The following is an 18186-nucleotide window of genomic DNA, read 5'->3' as shown; positions in this document are numbered from 1 at the left end:
GCATTTACAGCTAGCTCTCGAACAGACGCACCGCTATATCTGCATCATTGAGGTCGCGTCGCACACGATCCTCTTCGTCGCGTATATCGCGAAGTTTCCGTTCAAGGTCTTGCACAATCGCCCTATTGGCATAAGAACTTGCTTCCGCAGGATCTTTCTTCATCTTTTCCTGCAGCTCTTCAAGCTCTTCTTCCTTCTCTTCATAGTCGTCTTCAAGCTGCGCCAGCTTCGATTTGAGCGAATACTGACGATAGCCGACCTCGTGGCCGCGCAGGAACTCTGCTTCAGTGTTGGGTAGGCATAGACCGTTATAACCGCGCCCGTGCTGTCCTTGCCAGAGACCGCTCTCCGCTGTGCAATAGCGCAGTAGGCCTTTCTTGTAGCCTTGGTTCCAAAGAGTGATGTCCGGGACGACCTTCACTCGTTTGCAGGACTTGATATGCCCTTCAAACCGCGCTTGCGGCAGATAACCGTTGAAGCCGTCGGTGAAACCTATCCCTTTCCAATCCCCGGCAAGGCAGTCCTTCTTGGAGATCGTGTAGCAGGAGGTCAGGAGCAGACTGATGCCGAGGGCGGCAAGGACGAAAAACAAACGCAGCATAACGCTCTCGAATTTAGAACAAAACAAGAACGAAATAACAGTTCCACACCCGTTCGTCTACGGACGCACGTCAGTTTTGGCGATTTTATTTTATCGCGAAGGAACAGCCTCTCCGGTCAAGTCGAGACCGATAGCAAGCTCCGAAGCCGGATCAATAACCCGGCGCAGGCAATGCGACGTTCGGATTCCGCTGGAACCACTCGACATCCTCGTTGACGCGGTCGAGATCGTCCTGCACGTCGCGCTGGTCGCGGCGAATGTCGTGCATGTCGTCTTCCAGATCCTCGATCCGCCGGCGCAGTTCGGATCTCTCCTCGTCCTTGGCGTCTCTCAGCTTGTCGGAAAGCTCGTCGATGCTGATTTCCTTGGAGCTGTAGTCGTTCTGCATCGAGGTGAGGCGTTGCTGCAGGCCATACTGCTTGGCTCCGAGGTTGAAGCCGCGCAGGAAGCCCGGTGCCGTTTCCGGCGGGCAGACATTGGCATAGCCGCTGCCCGCTTGGCCGCGGGCAAGTCCGCTGAGCGGCGTGCAATAGCGCACGAGGCCCGTCTGATATCCCTGGAACCAGATCGTCTGGTCGGGGACGATCTTCACCCGCTCGCAGGATTTCGCATGCGCCGCGAAGCGCTGCTGCGGCTCATAGCCCGCCGCGCCGTCACTCTCGCCGATCACCCGCCAATCGGCGGCGACGCATTCCTCCTTGGAAAGCGTGTTGCAGGAGACGAGAAAAAGACCAAAACCGATGGTGGCGGAAAGCGCGAGGAACAGGCGGATCATGGTGTCCCGGGTGAGGTTAAGGAGGGCAGTGCCGCACCTTAACCGCGGGACAAGCGCACGTCACCGGAGGGAAGCCACGATTTTGCAGTTTTCGTGGCTTTTTTCTGTCAAAATTGGGGCAGAAACCACCAGATCAAAACGAGGCGAGCCGCAGCGTGTCCAGATCCTTCGCCAGCATCAGCGCCAGAGCCTCGACGACGAGATTGTGGTCATCGCGCTGCGGCAGACCGGAGACCGTGACCGCACCGATGCAGCCCGTGCCCCTGACGTTGATCGGGAAACTGCCGCCATGCGGGGCATAATCGTCACCGGAAAGCCCGTTGTCTTCGATCGTCTTGCCGTCCTTCCGGAGCTTCAGGCCGGAAGCATAGCTACTGCGGAAATAGCGCAGCACCATGTTGCGCTTGCGGCGGACCCAGTTGACATTGTCGGGCGTCACACCCGGGAGCGCCGCATAGAAAACCGGCATCGAATGCAAGGTCACGTCGATCGCGATGCCGAGACCGCGCTCGGTGCCTAGCTCCTGCAAAAGCTTGCCGAGCTGCCATGCCGTCGTGAGATCGAAGGCGTCGAAGCTCAGCGCCTCTTCCTGCTCCGCGATCCGGCTGAGATCGTTCTCTATGGTCATGGAAAGCCTCCTCTGCCGCATTGATCCGCCGCAGACCATTCTCGTAGGAGGCGAAAAAGTAAAGCAAAAACTTGGATCTGCCCCCAGAGCCTTTCCGGGTTAGATTGCAGCATTCTGTTGGCTCAAACGGAGTCGGATGGTCGACCGGCCGGCGCGCGTCGTAGCCCAGGTCTACGGCCAAGCCGGCCGGTCGATTAGGCGGCCCGTTTCAGCCAACCCGAAGGGCCGGGCATCTTTCCGCCAGGATCAAAGGCGATTGGCTCGGACGTACCAGGAGGTATGCCCTTCGCCAATCGCCTTTGCCCTGACGAAAACCTGCTCCGGCAGAATGCTGCAATCTAACCCGGAAAGGCTCTAACATCAGAGCCTCGGCGTGAGCATCTCGAAACGGTCGCGAATGGTGGCGCAGGTATCGCCGCCGAGCCTTGCGATGGCGTCGATGGCAGCCGGATCGACATGCAGTCTCTCGGGATCGACGACGCCGTCGCGGTAATGCGCATAGACGATCTCGCCCATGATGATCTGCCGCGAGCGGCCGAGCTCCAGCGTTACATGCCGCCTGCATTCGAAGGCGGCCGGCGCCTCCGCGATGAAGGGAGAGGCCACCTTCTCACCCGGCATCGCCGTCAATCCTGCCTCCTTCAGCTCATCGACCCCGCGCGGATATTTGGCGCCGCAGACATGCATGGCCTCGGCGATGGCGAAGGAGACGATGTTGACCGTGAAGACCTCGGTCATGCGGATATTGTGGCCGGTGTCCTTGAACGACATATCGGCATTGTTCTCGACACCGATCGCCAGGATCGGCGGATCGGCAGAGAGGCAATTGAAGAAGCTGAAGGGCGCGGCGTTGATCCGCCCGTGCTCGTCGACCGTCGTCACCAGCGCGATCGGCCGCGGAATGATCGTGCCGATCATCAGCTTGTAGCGTTCGCGCTCGCCGAGCTGCGTGAAATCGAAGGAAACGGCCATGGCTCAGCCGGCCGGCCGCGCCGGTGCGAAGGCGCTCATCGCCCCGGTGAAAACTTTCGGCAGCGGCGAAGCATAGGAGCCGCGTTTGCTGGTGGAAAGCCCGAGCGACACCAGCGCCTCGGCCTGCTTGACGGCGGCCGCGACACCATCGACGACAGGCACGCCGTAGATTTCCTGCAACTCCCTTGCGAGATCCGTCATGCCGGCGCAGCCGAGCACGATCGCCTCGGCGCCGTCTTTCGCAAGCGCCCGCTCGATCTCGGCCCGAAGCTTGCCGATCGCGCCCGAGGCCGCATCTTCGAGCTCCAGCACCGGAATGTCGGAGGCGCGCACCTTGGCGCGCTCGCCCATGCCGTAGCGGCGCACCAGATTGTCGATCAGCACCCGTGACCGCTCCAGCGTGGTCACCACGGTGAAGCGCTGCGCCAGAAAGCCCGCGGTGACGACAGCGGATTCGCAAAGCCCGAGGATCGGCACATCGGCGAAGCTGCGCGCCGCTTCGAGCCCGGTATCGTCGAAGCAGGCGATGACGGCTGCGTCATAGCCCTCGCCCTGCCGCTCCCTGAGCTCGGAAAGCAGGCCGGGGATCGCCAGCGCGCCATCGTAATGCCCCTCGATGGAGACAGGCCCCATGCGCGAAGTGGCGGCGATGATCTCCGTGCCTGATGCGGCCACTGCGCGCGCGGCGATCGCGGCCTTCTCGGTCATGGAGGCCGTGGTGTTCGGATTGACGATGAGGATGCGCATGTCAGCCTGTCTTTGCCTGTCTCCGGCTGAGCATGGTCATGATGCCGAGCGCGATGAGAATGATGGTGAAGGAAAACAGTGTCGTCACGGTGCCGAGGGCATAGAGCACCGGCGTCGTGACGTTGGTGGTCATGCCGTAGATTTCGAGCGGCAGCGTATTGTAAGTGCCTGAGGTCATCAACGTGCGGGCGAATTCGTCATAGGAGAGCGTGAAGCCGAACAGGCCGACGCCGATCAGGCTCGGCGCGATCATCGGCAGCACGACATGGCGGAACGTCTGCCAGGACGTGGCGCCGAGATCGCGCGCCGCTTCTTCATAGGCCGGCGAAAAACGGTTGAAGACGGCAAACATGATCAGCACCCCGAAAGGCAGCGTCCAGGTCAGATGCGCCCCGAAGGCCGAGGAATACCAGGCGGGCTTCAACCCTCCCTCCTGGAAGACGACGCCGATGCCGAGCGAGACGATGATCGACGGCACGACAAGGCTTGCGACGGTGGCGTAGAACAGCACCGTCGAGCCACGGAAACGGCGGCGGAAGGCAAGGCCGGCAAGCAGCGACACGACGACGGTCACCACCATCACCATCAGCCCGAGGGTGAAGGAGCGACGGAACGAGGCGCCGAAATCGCCGACCGCCTGCTTCTCGAACAGGTTGAAGAACCAGTGCGTGGAAACGCCGTTCATCGGAAAGGTCAGGCCGCCGTCCGGTCCCTGGAAGGAGAGGATCAGGATCGCCGAGAGCGGGCCGTAGAGGAAGAGCACGAAGACGATGAAGAAGATCACCAGCAGATAGAATTCGAGGCCGCGTTTTTCGTGGTTCATCTCAAAGCTCCTTGCGGATGTCGACGACGCGCAGGATGGCGGCGACCATCAGCAGAACCACCGCAAGCAGCACCACGGCATTGGCGGCGGCCGCCGGATATTGCAGCAGCGACATCTGGTTCTTCATCATCAGCGCCACCGAGGCGCTCTGGCCGCCGGACATCACCTGCACGGTGGAGAAATCGGCCATCACGAGTGTGACGACGAAGATCGTGCCGATCGCCATGCCGGGTTTGGCGAGCGGAATGACGACGTTCCACAGCACCTGCCAGCCGGAAGCGCCGGCATCGCGCGCCGCCTCGAACAGCGAGCGGTCGATGCGCATCAGCGTGTTGAAGATCGGCGTCACCATGAACAGCGTATAGAGATGCACCATGGCGAGCACGACGGCGAAATCGGAATAGAGCAGCCATTCGATCGGCTGCGGGATCACGCCCATCTCGATTAGCGTCGAATTGACGAGGCCGTTGCGCCCGAGCACCGGGATCCACGAGATCATACGGATGATGTTCGACGTCATGAACGGCACGGTGCAGACGAGAAAGAGGATCATCTGCGTCGAGGTCTTGCGGATATGGAAAGCCAGGAAATAGGCGACCCAGAAACCGATGACGAGCGTGAGCCCCCAGACGATGGCGGTGAATTTCAGCGTGTTGAGATAGGTCTTCCACGTCACCCACGAACCGAGCGTATCGGTGTAGTTCATGGTGAGGAAATCGGGATAGAGGCCGGCGAAGTCGTAATCCCAGAAGCTGACGACTGATATCATCGCGATCGGCAGCAGGAAGAAGAAACCCAGGATGGCGATCAGCGGCGTCGCCTGGAGGTAGGAGATGGCGGATGGGGAAAGCCTCAGTCCACGCCTGCCGCGCACGCCCTGGCCGTCCTCCTCTGTTTCCGCCGCAATGGTCGCCATATCCGGTTCTCCGTTCTGATTACATCAAACGGAACGAAGGTGCCTGCCGCCCCCTCATCCGCCTGCCGGCACCTTTGCCTGGGTCGAGCCACTGGTCTCGACCCGTCCTTCGGACCCCCGCTGGGGAGAAGAGATTCGCGGCAGCGCCTCGGCCACCGCGACCTTGCTTTCAGATAGGGAAGGCTCAAAAGACCCTTCCCAACCCTCCCCACAAGGGGGAGGGAGTTTTGTGCCGCATCGCCTCCGGACTCCCTCCCCCTTGTGGGGAGGGTTGGGGAGGGGAAAGCGGCAAGCGCTTACGCCGCGATGAACTCGTTCCAGCGGCGGACCATGTAGCGGTCCTCGTCCATGACTGAGTTCCAGCAGGCGACCGCGCCCATGCGGGCTTCGAAGGAGCCGCCGTCGCGCACGGCGCCGGCCTTTTCCATGACCTTGCCTTCCGGAGAGAGGATATCGCCCTGCGCCGGCTTGCCCTCGATCCAGTAGCCCCATTCGTCTGCGGTCATGAAACCCTTGGCGGTCTCCATGCAGGCGGAATAGTAGCCCTGGCGGTTGAGGTAGCCGCCGACCCAGCCTGACGTGTACCAGTTGATGTATTCATAGGCCGCATCGAGCTGAGCGCCCTTGAGGTGCGAGGCAAGGCCGAGGCCGCCGCCCCATGCGCGGTAGCCTTCCTTGAGCGGCTGGTACTTGCAGGCGATGCCCTTGGAGCGGACGGCGGCAACGGCGGGCGACCACATCGACTGGATGACGACTTCGCCCGACGCCATCAGGTTGACCGACTCATCGAAGCTCTTCCAGAAGGCGCGGAACTGGCCGTCGCCCTTGGCCTTGATCAGGAATTCGATCGTCTTGTCGATCTCTTCCTTGGTCATGTTGCCCTTGTCGGCATATTTGATGTTGCCCATGGCTTCCATGATCATCGCCGCATCCATGATGCCGATCGACGGGATGTTGAGGATCGAGGTCTTGCCCTTGAACTTCGGGTCCATGATGTCGGCCCAGCTCGTAATGTCGCGGCCGACGAGATCCGGGCGGATGCCGAGCGTATCGGCATTGTAGATCGTGGGAACCATCGTCATCCACTGCGTCGGTTCCTTGGCGAATTTCTTGGCGTCCTGCGCCTCGACGAAGCCGACCGTGTGCGGCGCGGTGCCCTGGGCGATGACGCTCTCCGGCTTCATCTTGCCGTCGATGAACAGCGGCACGATCTTGTCGTAATATTTCAGCTTCTTGACGTCCATCGGCTGCAATACGCCTGTCGGAAACACCTTCTTGGCGATCCAGTATTCGATGTCGGCGATATCATAGCTGTCGGGCTGGGTGACGGCGCGCTGGGCGGCCGCGTCGGAATCGGTCGCCGTCATCTCCAGCGTGATGCCGAGATCGGCTTTGCACTTCTCGGCGATGGCGTTGATGTTGGAAACGCCGGTGCCGAACTGGCGAAGCGTGATGTTCGTCTGCGCCCAGATGGTGGGAAAGCCGGTGATGGCGCCGGAGCCGGCAATGGCGCCGACGGCGGCGGCACCCGTCTTCAGGAGCGCGCGGCGGGAAAGACCCTTCTCCGCCTTGGTCGATGTTATCTCAGTCATGTCAGTTCCCCTTTTCTTGATGTGGAAGTTCATGGTCTTGGTGGTTCATGCGGAGGCGCGGCCGAGAAGCACCGCATCCTCGAGCGCCCAGCTGAGCGAGACGGCGTCGCCGACGGCGACCGGCCGGGCGAAATAATCGCCGTCATCATCAATGACGGTGAAGTCGTCGCTGCCGGCGCCGAAAACGGTGATCTTCACGGAGGAGCCGCGATATTCGACGTTGGAGACGATGCCGTTGAAGCCAAGCGTCCATTCGGTCGCCACCTGCAGGCGCACGCGATCGGTGCGGATGCCGATATCGACGGGCTCGCCGACCTCCCTGCCCGTCCCGCGCACGGAAAAGCTCTGGCCTTCGGGCACGGTCATGACGATCACGCCGTTCTCGCTTGATGTCACCCGGCCGGAGAGCACGTTATGGTCGCCCATGAAGCGCGCGACGAAGGCGGTTGCCGGCTTCTCGAAAACCTCGCGCGGGGCGGCCGCCTGCTCGATCCGGCCGTCATTCATGATGACCATGACGTCGGCGAGCGCCATCGCCTCTTCCTGGCTGTGGGTGACGTGGACGAAGGTGATGCCGAGCGACTTCTGAAGCTTCTTCAATTCGGCGCGCATGCGGATCTTCAGGAACGGGTCGAGCGCCGACAGCGGCTCGTCGAGCAGCAGTGCCTCGGGATCGGTGATCAAGGCGCGCGCCAGCGCCACGCGCTGCTGCTGACCGCCGGAAAGCTGGGCCGGGCGCCTGTTGGCATAGGCATCCATCTGCATCAGCTTCAGCATTTCAAGCGCCTTGGCCCGCCGCTCCGCCTTGTCGACGCCTTTCATCTTCAGGCTGAAGGCGACGTTGTCGATCAGGTCGAGATGCGGGAACAGCGCATAGGACTGGAACATCATCGCCGTGCCGCGCTTGGCCGGCGGATAGTCTGTAACGACCACGTTGCCGAGGCGGATATCGCCCGAGGAGATGCTCTCATGGCCGGCGATCATGCGCAGCGTCGAGGTCTTGCCGCAGCCGGAGGGACCGAGGAAGCAGCAATAGGAGCCGGCCGGAATCTTCAAGCTGATCCCATGGACCGCCGTCGTCGCCCCGTAGACCTTCGAAACGGATACTATATCGATCTCTGCCGCTTTCGACATCATGCCTTCCCCTGTTCGGCAGGAAAGATGCATCTGCCGTGCCAAACAGTGTTAGACACCTCAAGCCATTATGAATAAAGGATTTTCTCGGGTATGAGCCTGTAAGCGCAAAACAGGAGCAGAACATCGTCTGCACATGATTTAGGCTATCGTCCTCAATTTATGCAAAAGATCGTATACAATTTCATCGCCGCTTCGAGCACAAATTCCGTTTAACTTTTGCCGCGAAGCCGGATATGGTTTGCCCGTCATCAGGGAATGAAATTCATGAAATCCGCCGCCAAGGCCGTGCAGGCCGAAGAACCCGCCGAAACCGGCGCGCAACAGATCCGTGACGCCATTCGCGAGGCGATCGTCGAGCGCAGGCTTTCTCCCGGCACCAAGCTTTCGGAAAGCGATGTCGGCAATCTCTTCAAGGTCAGCCGCACGCTCGCCCGCGCCGCCCTGCAGGCGCTCTCCTACGAAGGCCTCGTCAGCGTCGAGAAGAACCGCGGCGCCTTCGTCGCCTACCCCTCGCCCGAAGAAGCCCGCCAGATCTTTGCCGCCCGCCGTCTGGTCGAGCCCGGCATCTTGCGCGAGGCGGCGGCGCGGATCACGCCGGCCGATATCAGGCAGCTGAAACAGCTCCTGCTGGAGGAAGGCCGCCTGATGAGCGAACGCGGCCAGACGGCGCGCCGCGCCGAGATCAAGGCGTCGGGCGATTTCCATCTGATGCTGGCGGAAATCTCGGGCAATGCGATCATGCAGCGCTTCATGGAGGAGCTCGTCGCCCGCTCGTCGCTGGTGATCGCGCTCTACGGCCAGTCGACCGCGTCGAGCTGCGGCCATTCCGAACATGGCGACATCATTTCAGCGATCGAAAGCAACGACCTCGACCGCGCCTGTCAGTTGATGCTGCACCACATCGCCCATATCGAGACCGATCTCGATCTGCGCGAGCGCAAGAGCCTCGGCCTCAAGGAAGCCTTCGAACTCTAACCAAGCCGGCCTACCAAGGCGTCTGCTTCGGCAGCGTCTCGAAGGCCTCGAAAATCTCCTCCGCCGTGCGCGGCTCGCTGGAGCGCAGCTTCACGGTGCCGTCGCGGCCGATCAGGATCAGCCCGAAGTCACCGGAGGGCGGTCCCTGCAGCCGCTCGCGAATGTCGTCGGCGTCGAGTTCCCAGCCATCGTCGAACAGCGCGAAAGCGCCGCCGCCGGCAATGATGAACACCTCGATATCCTCTTCGATGAGGCGCATATGCGCCTTGCGCAGCCACTCGTCCTGAATGACGGCGCGGTCGTCCTGGGCATCGGCAAAGATGAGCAGCACCCGCTTGCTGTCGCGAAACGGCTCCAGCGATTGCGGAAGCTCAGGCTCGCGCCGCGGCGTGCCGATGATTTCGTGAACAATGGATTTCAGCATGATATTCATTCCTCGCCCGGCACTGACGGCGGGCCTGCCGAAATAACGGCTGGGAATGGGTGAGGTTCCGCAGAAGGCGGAAAAGGATCGCAGCTTCGCGCCGCGATCCCTTCCTGTGTCAGTCGCGGTTCTGTTCTTCGGCTGCGTGAGCCGAAACGGCAACGAGATCCGCCGTACCGTTGGCAAGGAGGCGCTTGCGCACCAGCACGCGCATGACACGTGCAGCCGTCGAGAAGGTCATCTGATCGAGCGGGCCTTCGCCCTCCCACGGCTTGGTCAGCCGTTCGGTGACGGCGCCGACGATATTCATCGGCACGATGTCGGTGCATTCGCGCATGGCTTCGAAAACGAAGCTGATTGGGATGACCCGTCCCTCGTAGGTCACGATCGGCTCGGTCAATTCGCTGTCCCATTCCTCGAAGGCATAGAGCGCTTCGCGAAACAACTGCTGGAGGTTGAACGGCGCGTGGCCGTCATGAAGTGGCGGCAGGGCATTCATCATGTCTGTCTCCTCTTGATGGGTTGAAGCCAAAGTCCTCCGGTATCGGTCGCGCCAACGCGGGGAATGGAGCGTTTTGCTGCCCCCTGCGAACCGAATAACACTATTGATTCTATAGAGTAACACGCAGGGGTAAAGCCCATTTCTGGGCCGCGGCGGAAGCCAATTTCATAACGGTCTGATATTATTACATGTTTTAGTCGAAAATTTCTGAAAAACTACCGGCCTTAAAAAACTATGCCACAGCCGGATAGACGCTTCGGAATGGCACGATAAGGGCGAAAAACCCTGAAAATTCACGGAACTTTTGGCGCTGAAATTTGTTTTGTTCTCACAACAGCCAAACTAACCGGGGTTACCACCAATGACGCAAATCCGTGAACCGGAGCGCCGAAGCAGAATCCTGCGCGGCCGTCCCTACAGCCTTGATGAATTCGCTTCCAAATACGGCCTGCAAAACGACCAGGCCGAAAGCCTGTTCACCCGCTTCGGCCCCTCCTCGATCGAGCTCGATCTGCTGATGGCCGCCAAGCGCCGTGCACCGGCTCGCCATGACATTGCCGAATAACCCCGTTGACGAATGGAATGGATAAATGAGCAGCAGACGCCACGAATGGATCAGCAAGAGAGCCTACGCGATCTGGGAAGAACAGGGCCGCCCCGATGGTCGCGATGATGAACACTGGCGTCAGGCGGTTGCCGAACGCGAAGCGCTGGAACGCACCCAGGCTTCCATCGACGGCCGCGAGGTGCTGGTGAAGTTCCGTCCCAAGCCGCCGCGGCCGGAACTGCCGCGCCAGGACTGGATCAACCCTTCGACCAAGGTCGGCTGAACCCATCCGCGCCGGCTCAGTTCAGGCTGAGCCGGAAGCGGGCCTGAAACCCTCCCCGCCGCCCAGCGCAATGTTCTGTGCCTGGTGCCACAGGCTCATCTTTCGAAACATCAAGTCCTTCGCCCCTTCGGGTTTGAAGGAAAGGAAGCTCGCCTCCGGCATCCGGTTGGCCGGCTTGTCGCGCAATGGCAATCAGCTGAACCGCCATGACCGGATAGCATCCGATCCATCAGGTGCCGCAATGGCACAATGTAAGCCTTTGCACAAATTTGAGTGCTTCAGGCGGGAACACTTCGTCAAGCATGACGGCACAATTCCGTGGAGTAATAGAGCGCTTTTCAACAGCCGGAACCCGGCGTTGCCGCTCGACTTTCGCGTCGCAAAATCGCAAATGAAAAAGATGGAAACGTTTTCACATAGCGGCAGGAGATTCGCGTCACCGCCATGGCGCCGGCTTCGATATCCGGCCGATCCTGCTTGTATCGGGGAAAGCCTGATGCCCGCCGGCACGGGCAGGCCCTGTCAAAAAGCGCTGGTTTCCTCGCAAAGCGCCCGGTGGACCGCGGTCCAGAACAGCGCCAGCGGGGTATCGCCGTTGCGTTCGGCAACGAGGGCGCGGATCAGCGCTTCGGAGCCTGCCATGTCCTGCCAGCTGGATTTCAGGCCCTTGGCGGCCTGTTGGCATTCGGCAATTTCGAACGGTCTCTTGCTGTCCATATGAGGCCTCCACATGCAAGGCGCTAACAGACAGGCCCCGGATTGTCATTCCCCGCATATGTGGGGATGCCTTGTATTTGTGACAGTGCTCACGGTAGGATTGAGGGAATTGGGGCAGTTGAAATGATCGAGAATACTTACAGCGACAAGTTCGAGTCCGCCTTCGAACAGATAAAGGCCGCGGCCAATGTGGATGCGGCCATCCGCATTCTGCAGGCGGAATATGCTCTCGATTTCGTCACCTACCATCTTGCCCAGACGATCGCGAGCAAGATCGATTCCCCCTTCGTGCGCACCACCTATCCGGATGCCTGGGTCTCCCGCTACCTCCTCAACAGCTATGTGAAGGTCGATCCGATCGTCAAGCAGGGCTTCGAGCGTCAGCTGCCCTTCGACTGGAGCGAAGTCGAGCCGACGCCGGAGGCCTACGCCATGCTGGTCGACGCCCAGAAGCACGGCATCGGCGGCAACGGCTACTCCATCCCCGTCGCCGACAAGGCGCAGCGCCGCGCCCTCCTGTCGTTGAACGCCCGCATCCCGGTCGAGGAATGGAACGAGCTGGTCCGCCGCTACCGTAATGAATGGATCGAAATCGCCCACCTGATCCACCGCAAGGCCGTCTACGAGCTGCATGGCGAGAACGATCCGGTGCCGGCCCTGTCGCCGCGCGAGATCGAGTGCCTGCACTGGACGGCCCTCGGCAAGGATTACAAGGATATCTCGGTCATCCTGGGCATATCAGAGCATACCACGCGCGATTACCTGAAGACCGCCCGCTTCAAACTCGGCTGCGCCACGATTTCGGCCGCCGCCTCGCGGGCCGTGCAGCTGCGCATCATCAATCCCTAGGATCAAAGATCTAGCAAAATCAAAACCGAAGCGCCGCGGTCCTTGTCGCGCCCGGCTGCATGTGTCCTGATCCGATTCATCATACTTTTGGGCTAATCCCCCCATCTGAGGGGGCTCATCTGAGGGAATTTCCGATCCTCGCATCCTGAACCATTCTGCTCTCCACGGACTTGCAAACGCTGGAGGGCAAAATGTTCGTTATCATTCAGGCACATGAGTATCAGAAGTATGCCGCCGTACTCGACCAGATGTTTCGCCTGCGCAAGGAGGTCTTCGCCGATACGCTCGGTTGGGACGTTCCCGTGATCGGCCCCTACGAACGCGACAGCTACGATTCCCTCTCCCCCGCCTATCTCGTCTGGTGCAACGACAGCCGCACCCGCCTCTATGGCGGCATGCGCCTGATGCCGACGACCGGCCCGACCCTGCTCTACGACGTCTTCCGCGAGACGTTCCCGGCCGCTGCCGATCTCATCGCCCCCGGCATCTGGGAAGGCACGCGCATGTGCATCGACGAGGAGGCGATCGCCAGGGACTTCCCGAAAATCGATGCCGCCCGCGCCTTCTCGATGATGCTGCTCGCACTGTGCGAATGCGCACTCGATCACGGCATCCACACGATGATTTCCAACTACGAACCCTACCTCAAGCGCGTCTACAAGCGCGCCGGGGCCGAAGTGGAAGAACTCGGCCGCGCCGATGGATACGGCAAGTATCCCGTCTGCTGCGGCGCCTTCGAAGTCTCGGACCGCGTGCTGCGCAAGATGCGCGCCGCCCTCGGCCTGACCCTCCCCCTTTATGTCAGACACGTTCCGGCCCGCTCGGTCGTAACCCAATTCCTGGAGATGGCAGCATGAACCGCATCATTGAAACCGCAACGCAGAAAGATATCGGCGCGCTGGAGCGCCACGTCCTCGCCTCGCGAGACATCGCCACCCAGATGGGAGATTCCTTCCTCTCCTATCTCCTCTCGATGGCCCTCTTCACGATCTACGAGAAGAAGGCCCGTTATGAAAACGAGGCGCTGAAGAGCGGCTCGGCTGAAGATGCGGTCCTCCCCCGCCGCGCCTGAAGACGAGCATGCCTCCCGGCCGCCCCGCGCGCAGCCCGAAACCGGCAACAGGTTTCCATGGGCTGCGCGCCGCGGTCACGCCATCAGGGAATCGATCGTCGTGATCAGCGTATCGTGCATATAGGGCTTCGGCAGGAAGGCCGTATTGGCCGGCAACGCCATCGGATCGAGCCGCACCATGCCAGACGTGATGATGATGCCGATGTTCGGCCGCATCGCTCTCACGCGCTTGGCAAGCTGGAGGCCGTCCATGGAGCCCGCCATATTGACGTCGGTGAAGAGAATATCGACATCCTGCCTCCCCTTCAGCACCACCATCGCCTCGTCGGCATTCGCCGCCTCCAACGCCACATGGCCGACATCCTCCAGCACATCGAGGATATTGAACCGGATTATCGGCTCATCCTCGACGATGAGCACCACGGCACTGTTCGAAGCCATCGGCGACCGCCCCCTTCATCGACTACATCTCGATAATTGTAGCCCGCGCGAGAAGCTTCCAGTGCCCCGCCCACGAAATATGCATCGTCCACAGATGCTTGCGCTCTCCGCTTGTGGCTCCCTGCAATTTGCGTTAGAGCGAAACCCATGCTGCGGGAACCATTGCCCCGGCATCACGGTGTCTATCGCTGACGCCAAGGGCCTGTAGCTCAATGGTTAGAGCCGGCGGCTCATAACCGCTTGGTTGGGGGTTCGAGTCCCTCCGGGCCCACCATTTCATTCTGTCCCCACACGTCTCAACGCTTCGTAGACGCTTTGGCCTATACAGAAAGGAAAGTAGCCAGTCTTTTTGTTTCTCCCGAGACCGCCTAGTTTTGCCTTTGTTCAATAATCCACGCTGTCCACTTTACGGAAGTATGTTTCCACTTCTGCAATGCTACCGCGTCTGGTTATGGGGATGATGCCCGACTCAAGCAGACCCCACGCTGATGCGGTCTGATACAGGAGATCATGGGCGATGCGACATATCACGCCACTTTTGGGCGCGAAATTCATGAAAGATCCAACCATCACCCCTTCCCCGTCATCCGGCCGGGGAACGAGGGCTGGAGACTCGAATTCGCCCTTTCGCTGGATGCCATCTTAACAAAACATGAATGGGACTTGCGAAATCTTGTCGCAGTTCCTACATCGTCACCGGTTTATCCAGGATAAGCCAAAACAAGGCGGCCCGGCAGGTGGTTGGACACCTCCGGGCCTGACAACCACCTCGCGGCGGCTTGTTTGTGATCACGAGGCAGTAATTGGGTACTACCCGATCCTTTGTCAAGCGATTTCTTACATCTCCGTCGCCGATCGAAATAGGAATGATCGGAAATGGCAAAGCTTATCAATAAGGTGGTGGCGAAGGTCACCAAGGTGGCGAAGGCTGTAAAAAATACCTTCGACGCTTTCGCGAACTTCAAAACCGAGACCACAGAAGTCGCTCTCCCAGTAGACTTTGAGCAGGACACCGTCTGGGCCACCCAAGCTCAAATGGCTAAAATGTTTGACGTTACGAAACAGAACATCAGCCTGCATCTCCAAAACCTTTTTACATCGGGTGAATTGGACGAGTCCGTAGTTGCCAAAGAATCTTTGACAACCGGTTTGGACGGCGCGTCCGACCACATAATCTATAACCTCGACGCCATCCTTGCGGTGGGTTTCCAAGTGAACTCGAAAAAAGCGATTGCATTTCGAAAATGGGCATCCGAGGTGCTGAAGGGGTATATCCAAGACGGATACGCCCTCAACGGTAAGAAACTCGCCAGCGACCCAGCGGCGCTGATGAAACTGGCTCAAGAAGTTCGGGCGATCCGCACTTCGGAAAAGAGCCTCTATGCACAGGTAAAGGAAACCTTTGTCCAATGTGCGATTGACTACGACAAGGACGATCCAGCAGCGCGAACATTCTTCTCAACCAGTCAGAATGTCTTCCATTTCGCGGCGTCTGAACAGACTGCTGCGCAGATTATTCTCGAACGCGCAGATGCGAGCAAACCGAATATGGGAATGACGGCGATGGGCAACCGGACCCCCACCTCTCAAGACATCACAGTAGCAAAGAACTATTGCACTGAGACCGAATTGAAGAAGATGCAGATCGTCGGAGAGTCATGGCTGCTTTACGCCGAGGGTATGGCCCTACAGGGGAAGCAAGTCTCAATGGATCGCCTTCTTAACAAATTGACCGACTTAGTAGCGATCAACGAGTTCCCTGTTTTTCCTGGCTACAAACAGGGCGGGCCGTCTCGCGCTGATGCCGATAAACACGCGAAGGAGCAATACGAGCTTTTCAGGCAAAACGAGAAAAAACAATTGAAGAAGTCGGCATAAAATTTCGCGGGGCTTCGGCCCCGCTTAAGCCGCCCCACGAAATCCACCATAAGCGGCGCGAATGCAGGCTCTACTACTTAGACGACTTCTCGCCGGTAACATATTTCTTTCCGAGCCCAGTTATCCCTGCACCGAGCCCGCCCGAAAAAAGAAACGACTGCAGCGAATTTAGTTGATCATCTGTCAGCCACAAATCCGGCTTCACCTTATGAGCGACCAGAACAAGAAACATTATCAGTGCGGCCAAAGCGATGATCCAGAGTGCGCACACAACCACCCGCGAAACGTGAGTGTCCATGCCGTCCTCGCGGACCAGCCGATTGATTTTGTTTAGTTGCTCTCGACTGGAGAGATCGAGCCCAGATGCGAGGCCCATGGCCTCGCCTAACGATTTGGCATCCTCTGGTATCTCGGGAGGTCCCGAGCCAGGGAATTCGATCTTATCAACCATTCGTCCTGCTCATCTCCTGGAAGCGCTGGTTGTAATGCGTAGAGATGAGATCATTCGGAATAATTCCGTTCCTGCCCCTAGATTCCCAAGTAATTGACCAAGGAGTATTGGGCATATGAGTAAGACCCGAGAGTTGCGTCCCAGACAAGTGCTTATAGCGCTCGTAGACCGCGTGAATAAGCTCTCGAGCGCGACCAGAGAGAACCTGAGGGTCTGCATCACCCGGGATCGGAGTGGCTATCGGTGAAGCTCGATATCCGCGCACGGCGTAATAGAGCGTAGGGCTAACCGGCCCATATTGCCATGCTTGAACAGGTTCATTAATCAGGGGTTCCTGCAGAAAGACGAATGCCCAGCCGTGAGCAATGTAGACGAGCTTAATTAACTGGAGGGGTGTAAGTGCACGACCTCCATCTCGCTGCGCCTCTTCAATCATGGCATTTGCAACTTTGATCGGGCTATAGGCCACAAAAATCCTCCAAACCGATCCGTCGTTTCAACCGATGGACGGGACGAGTAACGGAATACCGAATCCCATCGGATTCCGCGGATAGTGCGTTATTTCAACGAAATCTACAATGGGAGGGTTGACAAGTCGAACAGGCGACCTGCAATCGCCTTCGCCGAACGTTGCGACGATCCAGTCAGACAAGATAGCTCATATCACGCAATTTAAGAATCAACCGCTCCCAAGCCGGATTGAGCGGCTGACGCTCATCGGGAACCAGCGGCTCTTTACACTTCATGTCGAAGGTAAGAGATTTTAAGTATCGGTACGGACTGTAATAGACCTTTCTTGAACGCAAAAGCCCCGCCATCTCAGCGAGGCTTTCTCGCCACCAATCTAACGCCCAGTCCTTAGAACTTCACACCAATACCAAACTTGACTTCGTGCTGATCGAGATCGACATCAACACCCAGAACGTCTTTCTCGCCGAAGTCATTGAACCGATATTCGCCGCGGGCGAAGATGTTGTTGGTAATGGCGAAGTCGACGCCGGCTCCGACGGTGTAGCCGTTGAAGGTCTCCGTTTCCTTGTCCAGTCCCGGCAGGTCGACATATCCGCGCGTGGTGGCCCAGCCGGCTGCGCCGTAAAGCAGCGCTCTGTCGAAGGCGTAGCCGACACGGCCGCGAACGGCGCCGGCCCAATCGGTCCCGGCGTCCCCGCCCAGCACTTCCTCTTCGTTCCAGTTGTATTCGAGATTGCCCTCGATGCCGACGACGATGCTGTCGAACTGGAAGTTGTAGCCCGCGAATCCACCGAAAACGCCGCCGTTGAAGTCTTGAGAATCGCTGGCGCCGCCGGCACTGAAGTCACCGTTGAGCCACGCGGCGCCGCCATCGATACCGAAATACGGGCCAGACCAGGTGAAAACAGGTGCAGCCGCAACAGGTGCCGCCGGTACGTCCTGCACGGCATCGGCGGCAAATGCGGTCGATGCAACCAGTGCTACGAGAGTGGTGGCGATAGCTAGCTTCATTTTCGTTTACCCCATGGCATGAGAATACAACCAAAGGATACAGCCCATCTCAACAGATAGCTGTAACGCCAAAGACACACACGCAGGAATGTACGGTAGCGGACATATTCTCCGAGGTGATTGCGCGCGTTTAGTAGCTGCAAGAGCGGCCATCGCTCGGTCTGAACCCGCCCCCGCAAGCGGGATTAAGCGGCTGACGCTCGTAATAACCGCCGCCATAGTAACCGCCGTCAATCGACGACGTGTAATCGGCACTTCCGGATGAGGTGCAGCCCGAAGCGATCGTGGCAAGGCCGATCAGCGTTCCGGTCAAGACAAATGCGAAAAATCGGGTCATCTGAGCTTCTCCTTCGCAGGGGGCTGGCTTTAGCCCA

At 59.4% G+C, this 18186-nt stretch carries 24 protein-coding genes and 1 tRNA gene; 8 read left to right on the top strand and 17 right to left on the bottom strand.

What is annotated here, in order from left to right:
- Positions 1 to 10 precede the first annotated feature (10 nt).
- The 9 genes from ATY78_RS05220 to ATY78_RS05170 form a co-directional block, all read right to left on the bottom strand.
- Positions 11 to 601 (bottom strand): DUF2799 domain-containing protein, encoded by a 591-nt coding sequence (locus ATY78_RS05220; protein WP_088681280.1) that lies wholly within the window; start codon positions 599 to 601, stop codon positions 11 to 13.
- 151 nt (positions 602 to 752) lie between these two features.
- A complete protein-coding gene (locus ATY78_RS05215; protein ID WP_088681279.1) occupies positions 753 to 1376 on the bottom strand; it encodes a DUF2799 domain-containing protein in 624 nt (207 codons plus the stop codon).
- 133 nt (positions 1377 to 1509) lie between these two features.
- A complete protein-coding gene (locus tag ATY78_RS05210) occupies positions 1510 to 2004 on the bottom strand; it encodes a heme-degrading domain-containing protein (RefSeq protein ID WP_088681278.1) in 495 nt (164 codons plus the stop codon).
- A gap of 360 nt (positions 2005 to 2364) precedes the next feature.
- On the bottom strand, positions 2365 to 2976 hold the full coding sequence (locus ATY78_RS05195; protein ID WP_088681277.1) for a flavin reductase family protein: 612 nt from the start codon (positions 2974 to 2976) through the stop codon (positions 2365 to 2367).
- 3 nt (positions 2977 to 2979) lie between these two features.
- Positions 2980 to 3723, bottom strand: a complete 744-nt coding sequence (locus ATY78_RS05190; protein ID WP_088681276.1) for an aspartate/glutamate racemase family protein — start codon at positions 3721 to 3723, stop codon at positions 2980 to 2982.
- A 1-nt stretch (position 3724) separates the two neighbouring features.
- Positions 3725 to 4546, bottom strand: a complete 822-nt coding sequence (locus ATY78_RS05185; RefSeq protein ID WP_088681275.1) for an ABC transporter permease — start codon at positions 4544 to 4546, stop codon at positions 3725 to 3727.
- A gap of 1 nt (position 4547) precedes the next feature.
- Positions 4548 to 5462 carry an ABC transporter permease gene (locus ATY78_RS05180; RefSeq protein WP_088681274.1) on the bottom strand — a complete coding sequence of 305 codons (915 nt, stop codon included), beginning with the start codon at positions 5460 to 5462 and terminating at the stop codon, positions 4548 to 4550.
- 296 nt (positions 5463 to 5758) lie between these two features.
- The gene (locus ATY78_RS05175) at positions 5759 to 7054 is read right to left on the bottom strand and encodes a PotD/PotF family extracellular solute-binding protein (RefSeq protein ID WP_088681273.1); all 1296 of its coding nucleotides are present in this window, start codon (positions 7052 to 7054) and stop codon (positions 5759 to 5761) included.
- A gap of 45 nt (positions 7055 to 7099) precedes the next feature.
- Entirely contained in the window at positions 7100 to 8188 is a 1089-nt protein-coding gene (locus ATY78_RS05170; protein WP_088681272.1) for an ABC transporter ATP-binding protein, read from the bottom strand.
- A 267-nt stretch (positions 8189 to 8455) separates the two neighbouring features.
- Between ATY78_RS05170 and ATY78_RS05165 the strand changes: the two genes are divergently transcribed.
- Positions 8456 to 9166, top strand: a complete 711-nt coding sequence (locus ATY78_RS05165; RefSeq protein ID WP_088681407.1) for a GntR family transcriptional regulator — start codon at positions 8456 to 8458, stop codon at positions 9164 to 9166.
- A gap of 10 nt (positions 9167 to 9176) precedes the next feature.
- Here ATY78_RS05165 and ATY78_RS05160 read toward each other — a convergent pair whose 3' ends face one another.
- Both ATY78_RS05160 and ATY78_RS05155 read right to left on the bottom strand, forming a co-directional pair.
- Complete coding sequence (locus tag ATY78_RS05160; RefSeq protein WP_088681408.1) at positions 9177 to 9590, bottom strand: DUF4174 domain-containing protein; 414 nt, start codon at positions 9588 to 9590, stop codon at positions 9177 to 9179.
- A gap of 118 nt (positions 9591 to 9708) precedes the next feature.
- Positions 9709 to 10092 carry a hypothetical protein gene (locus tag ATY78_RS05155; RefSeq protein ID WP_088681271.1) on the bottom strand — a complete coding sequence of 128 codons (384 nt, stop codon included), beginning with the start codon at positions 10090 to 10092 and terminating at the stop codon, positions 9709 to 9711.
- Between the two features lie 361 nt (positions 10093 to 10453).
- On the opposite strand from ATY78_RS05155, the gene ATY78_RS05150 reads away from it, so the two are divergent.
- Positions 10454 to 10657 carry a hypothetical protein gene (locus ATY78_RS05150; RefSeq protein ID WP_088681270.1) on the top strand — a complete coding sequence of 68 codons (204 nt, stop codon included), beginning with the start codon at positions 10454 to 10456 and terminating at the stop codon, positions 10655 to 10657.
- A gap of 25 nt (positions 10658 to 10682) precedes the next feature.
- Entirely contained in the window at positions 10683 to 10922 is a 240-nt protein-coding gene (locus tag ATY78_RS05145) for a DUF2934 domain-containing protein (RefSeq protein WP_088681269.1), read from the top strand.
- 522 nt (positions 10923 to 11444) lie between these two features.
- On the opposite strand, the gene ATY78_RS05140 is transcribed toward ATY78_RS05145, so the two are convergent.
- Positions 11445 to 11639, bottom strand: a complete 195-nt coding sequence (locus ATY78_RS05140) for a hypothetical protein (RefSeq protein WP_088681268.1) — start codon at positions 11637 to 11639, stop codon at positions 11445 to 11447.
- Between the two features lie 123 nt (positions 11640 to 11762).
- On the opposite strand from ATY78_RS05140, the gene ATY78_RS05135 reads away from it, so the two are divergent.
- The 3 genes from ATY78_RS05135 (at position 11763) to ATY78_RS05125 (ending at position 13560) form a co-directional block, all read left to right on the top strand.
- On the top strand, positions 11763 to 12488 hold the full coding sequence (locus ATY78_RS05135; RefSeq protein ID WP_088681267.1) for a LuxR family transcriptional regulator: 726 nt from the start codon (positions 11763 to 11765) through the stop codon (positions 12486 to 12488).
- 191 nt (positions 12489 to 12679) lie between these two features.
- Positions 12680 to 13345 carry an acyl-homoserine-lactone synthase gene (locus ATY78_RS05130; protein ID WP_088681266.1) on the top strand — a complete coding sequence of 222 codons (666 nt, stop codon included), beginning with the start codon at positions 12680 to 12682 and terminating at the stop codon, positions 13343 to 13345.
- A complete protein-coding gene (locus ATY78_RS05125; protein ID WP_088681265.1) occupies positions 13342 to 13560 on the top strand; it encodes a hypothetical protein in 219 nt (72 codons plus the stop codon). The genes ATY78_RS05130 and ATY78_RS05125 overlap by 4 nt, the downstream gene beginning before the upstream one ends.
- A 75-nt stretch (positions 13561 to 13635) precedes the next feature.
- On the opposite strand, the gene ATY78_RS05120 is transcribed toward ATY78_RS05125, so the two are convergent.
- On the bottom strand, positions 13636 to 14001 hold the full coding sequence (locus ATY78_RS05120) for a response regulator (RefSeq protein WP_088681264.1): 366 nt from the start codon (positions 13999 to 14001) through the stop codon (positions 13636 to 13638).
- A 198-nt stretch (positions 14002 to 14199) separates the two neighbouring features.
- Here ATY78_RS05120 and ATY78_RS05115 point away from each other — a divergent pair.
- Positions 14200 to 14275: transfer RNA gene (locus ATY78_RS05115), tRNA-Ile, on the top strand.
- Positions 14276 to 14877: 602 nt separating this feature from the next.
- Positions 14878 to 15879, top strand: a complete 1002-nt coding sequence (gene rhuM, locus ATY78_RS05105) for a RhuM family protein (protein ID WP_088681262.1) — start codon at positions 14878 to 14880, stop codon at positions 15877 to 15879.
- 73 nt (positions 15880 to 15952) lie between these two features.
- Here the strand turns inward: rhuM and ATY78_RS05100 are convergent, their stop codons facing one another.
- From ATY78_RS05100 to ATY78_RS05085, 4 genes are all read right to left on the bottom strand, one after another.
- A complete protein-coding gene (locus tag ATY78_RS05100) occupies positions 15953 to 16330 on the bottom strand; it encodes a hypothetical protein (RefSeq protein WP_088681261.1) in 378 nt (125 codons plus the stop codon).
- On the bottom strand, positions 16323 to 16799 hold the full coding sequence (locus tag ATY78_RS05095; RefSeq protein ID WP_088681260.1) for a type II toxin-antitoxin system antitoxin SocA domain-containing protein: 477 nt from the start codon (positions 16797 to 16799) through the stop codon (positions 16323 to 16325). Before ATY78_RS05095 ends, ATY78_RS05100 begins: the two co-directional genes overlap by 8 nt.
- 389 nt (positions 16800 to 17188) lie before the next feature.
- The gene (locus tag ATY78_RS05090) at positions 17189 to 17812 is read right to left on the bottom strand and encodes an outer membrane protein (protein WP_088681259.1); all 624 of its coding nucleotides are present in this window, start codon (positions 17810 to 17812) and stop codon (positions 17189 to 17191) included.
- A gap of 130 nt (positions 17813 to 17942) precedes the next feature.
- A complete protein-coding gene (locus ATY78_RS05085) occupies positions 17943 to 18149 on the bottom strand; it encodes a hypothetical protein (protein ID WP_088681258.1) in 207 nt (68 codons plus the stop codon).
- Between the last annotated feature and the right edge of the window lie 37 nt (positions 18150 to 18186).

Source organism: Rhizobium sp. R635 (assembly GCF_002211285.1).
Lineage (GTDB): Bacteria > Pseudomonadota > Alphaproteobacteria > Rhizobiales > Rhizobiaceae > Rhizobium.
This window is presented reverse-complemented; position numbering and strand designations above follow the sequence as displayed.

Excerpts from the sequence above, each read along its gene's own strand:
- ATY78_RS05220 (WP_088681280.1), bottom strand. The coding sequence starts at position 601 with ATGCTGCGTTTGTTTTTCGTCCTTGCCGCCCTCGGCATCAGTCTGCTC.
- ATY78_RS05215 (WP_088681279.1), bottom strand. The coding sequence starts at position 1,376 with ATGATCCGCCTGTTCCTCGCGCTTTCCGCCACCATCGGTTTTGGTCTT.
- ATY78_RS05210 (WP_088681278.1), bottom strand. The coding sequence starts at position 2,004 with ATGACCATAGAGAACGATCTCAGCCGGATCGCGGAGCAGGAAGAGGCG.
- ATY78_RS05195 (WP_088681277.1), bottom strand. The coding sequence starts at position 2,976 with ATGGCCGTTTCCTTCGATTTCACGCAGCTCGGCGAGCGCGAACGCTAC.
- ATY78_RS05190 (WP_088681276.1), bottom strand. The coding sequence starts at position 3,723 with ATGCGCATCCTCATCGTCAATCCGAACACCACGGCCTCCATGACCGAG.
- ATY78_RS05185 (WP_088681275.1), bottom strand. The coding sequence starts at position 4,546 with ATGAACCACGAAAAACGCGGCCTCGAATTCTATCTGCTGGTGATCTTC.
- ATY78_RS05180 (WP_088681274.1), bottom strand. The coding sequence starts at position 5,462 with ATGGCGACCATTGCGGCGGAAACAGAGGAGGACGGCCAGGGCGTGCGC.
- ATY78_RS05175 (WP_088681273.1), bottom strand. The coding sequence starts at position 7,054 with ATGACTGAGATAACATCGACCAAGGCGGAGAAGGGTCTTTCCCGCCGC.
- ATY78_RS05170 (WP_088681272.1), bottom strand. The coding sequence starts at position 8,188 with ATGTCGAAAGCGGCAGAGATCGATATAGTATCCGTTTCGAAGGTCTAC.
- ATY78_RS05165 (WP_088681407.1), top strand. The coding sequence starts at position 8,456 with ATGAAATCCGCCGCCAAGGCCGTGCAGGCCGAAGAACCCGCCGAAACC.
- ATY78_RS05160 (WP_088681408.1), bottom strand. The coding sequence starts at position 9,590 with ATGCTGAAATCCATTGTTCACGAAATCATCGGCACGCCGCGGCGCGAG.
- ATY78_RS05155 (WP_088681271.1), bottom strand. The coding sequence starts at position 10,092 with ATGATGAATGCCCTGCCGCCACTTCATGACGGCCACGCGCCGTTCAAC.
- ATY78_RS05150 (WP_088681270.1), top strand. The coding sequence starts at position 10,454 with ATGACGCAAATCCGTGAACCGGAGCGCCGAAGCAGAATCCTGCGCGGC.
- ATY78_RS05145 (WP_088681269.1), top strand. The coding sequence starts at position 10,683 with ATGAGCAGCAGACGCCACGAATGGATCAGCAAGAGAGCCTACGCGATC.
- ATY78_RS05140 (WP_088681268.1), bottom strand. The coding sequence starts at position 11,639 with ATGGACAGCAAGAGACCGTTCGAAATTGCCGAATGCCAACAGGCCGCC.
- ATY78_RS05135 (WP_088681267.1), top strand. The coding sequence starts at position 11,763 with ATGATCGAGAATACTTACAGCGACAAGTTCGAGTCCGCCTTCGAACAG.
- ATY78_RS05130 (WP_088681266.1), top strand. The coding sequence starts at position 12,680 with ATGTTCGTTATCATTCAGGCACATGAGTATCAGAAGTATGCCGCCGTA.
- ATY78_RS05125 (WP_088681265.1), top strand. The coding sequence starts at position 13,342 with ATGAACCGCATCATTGAAACCGCAACGCAGAAAGATATCGGCGCGCTG.
- ATY78_RS05120 (WP_088681264.1), bottom strand. The coding sequence starts at position 14,001 with ATGGCTTCGAACAGTGCCGTGGTGCTCATCGTCGAGGATGAGCCGATA.
- rhuM (WP_088681262.1), top strand. The coding sequence starts at position 14,878 with ATGGCAAAGCTTATCAATAAGGTGGTGGCGAAGGTCACCAAGGTGGCG.
- ATY78_RS05100 (WP_088681261.1), bottom strand. The coding sequence starts at position 16,330 with ATGGTTGATAAGATCGAATTCCCTGGCTCGGGACCTCCCGAGATACCA.
- ATY78_RS05090 (WP_088681259.1), bottom strand. The coding sequence starts at position 17,812 with ATGAAGCTAGCTATCGCCACCACTCTCGTAGCACTGGTTGCATCGACC.
- ATY78_RS05085 (WP_088681258.1), bottom strand. The coding sequence starts at position 18,149 with ATGACCCGATTTTTCGCATTTGTCTTGACCGGAACGCTGATCGGCCTT.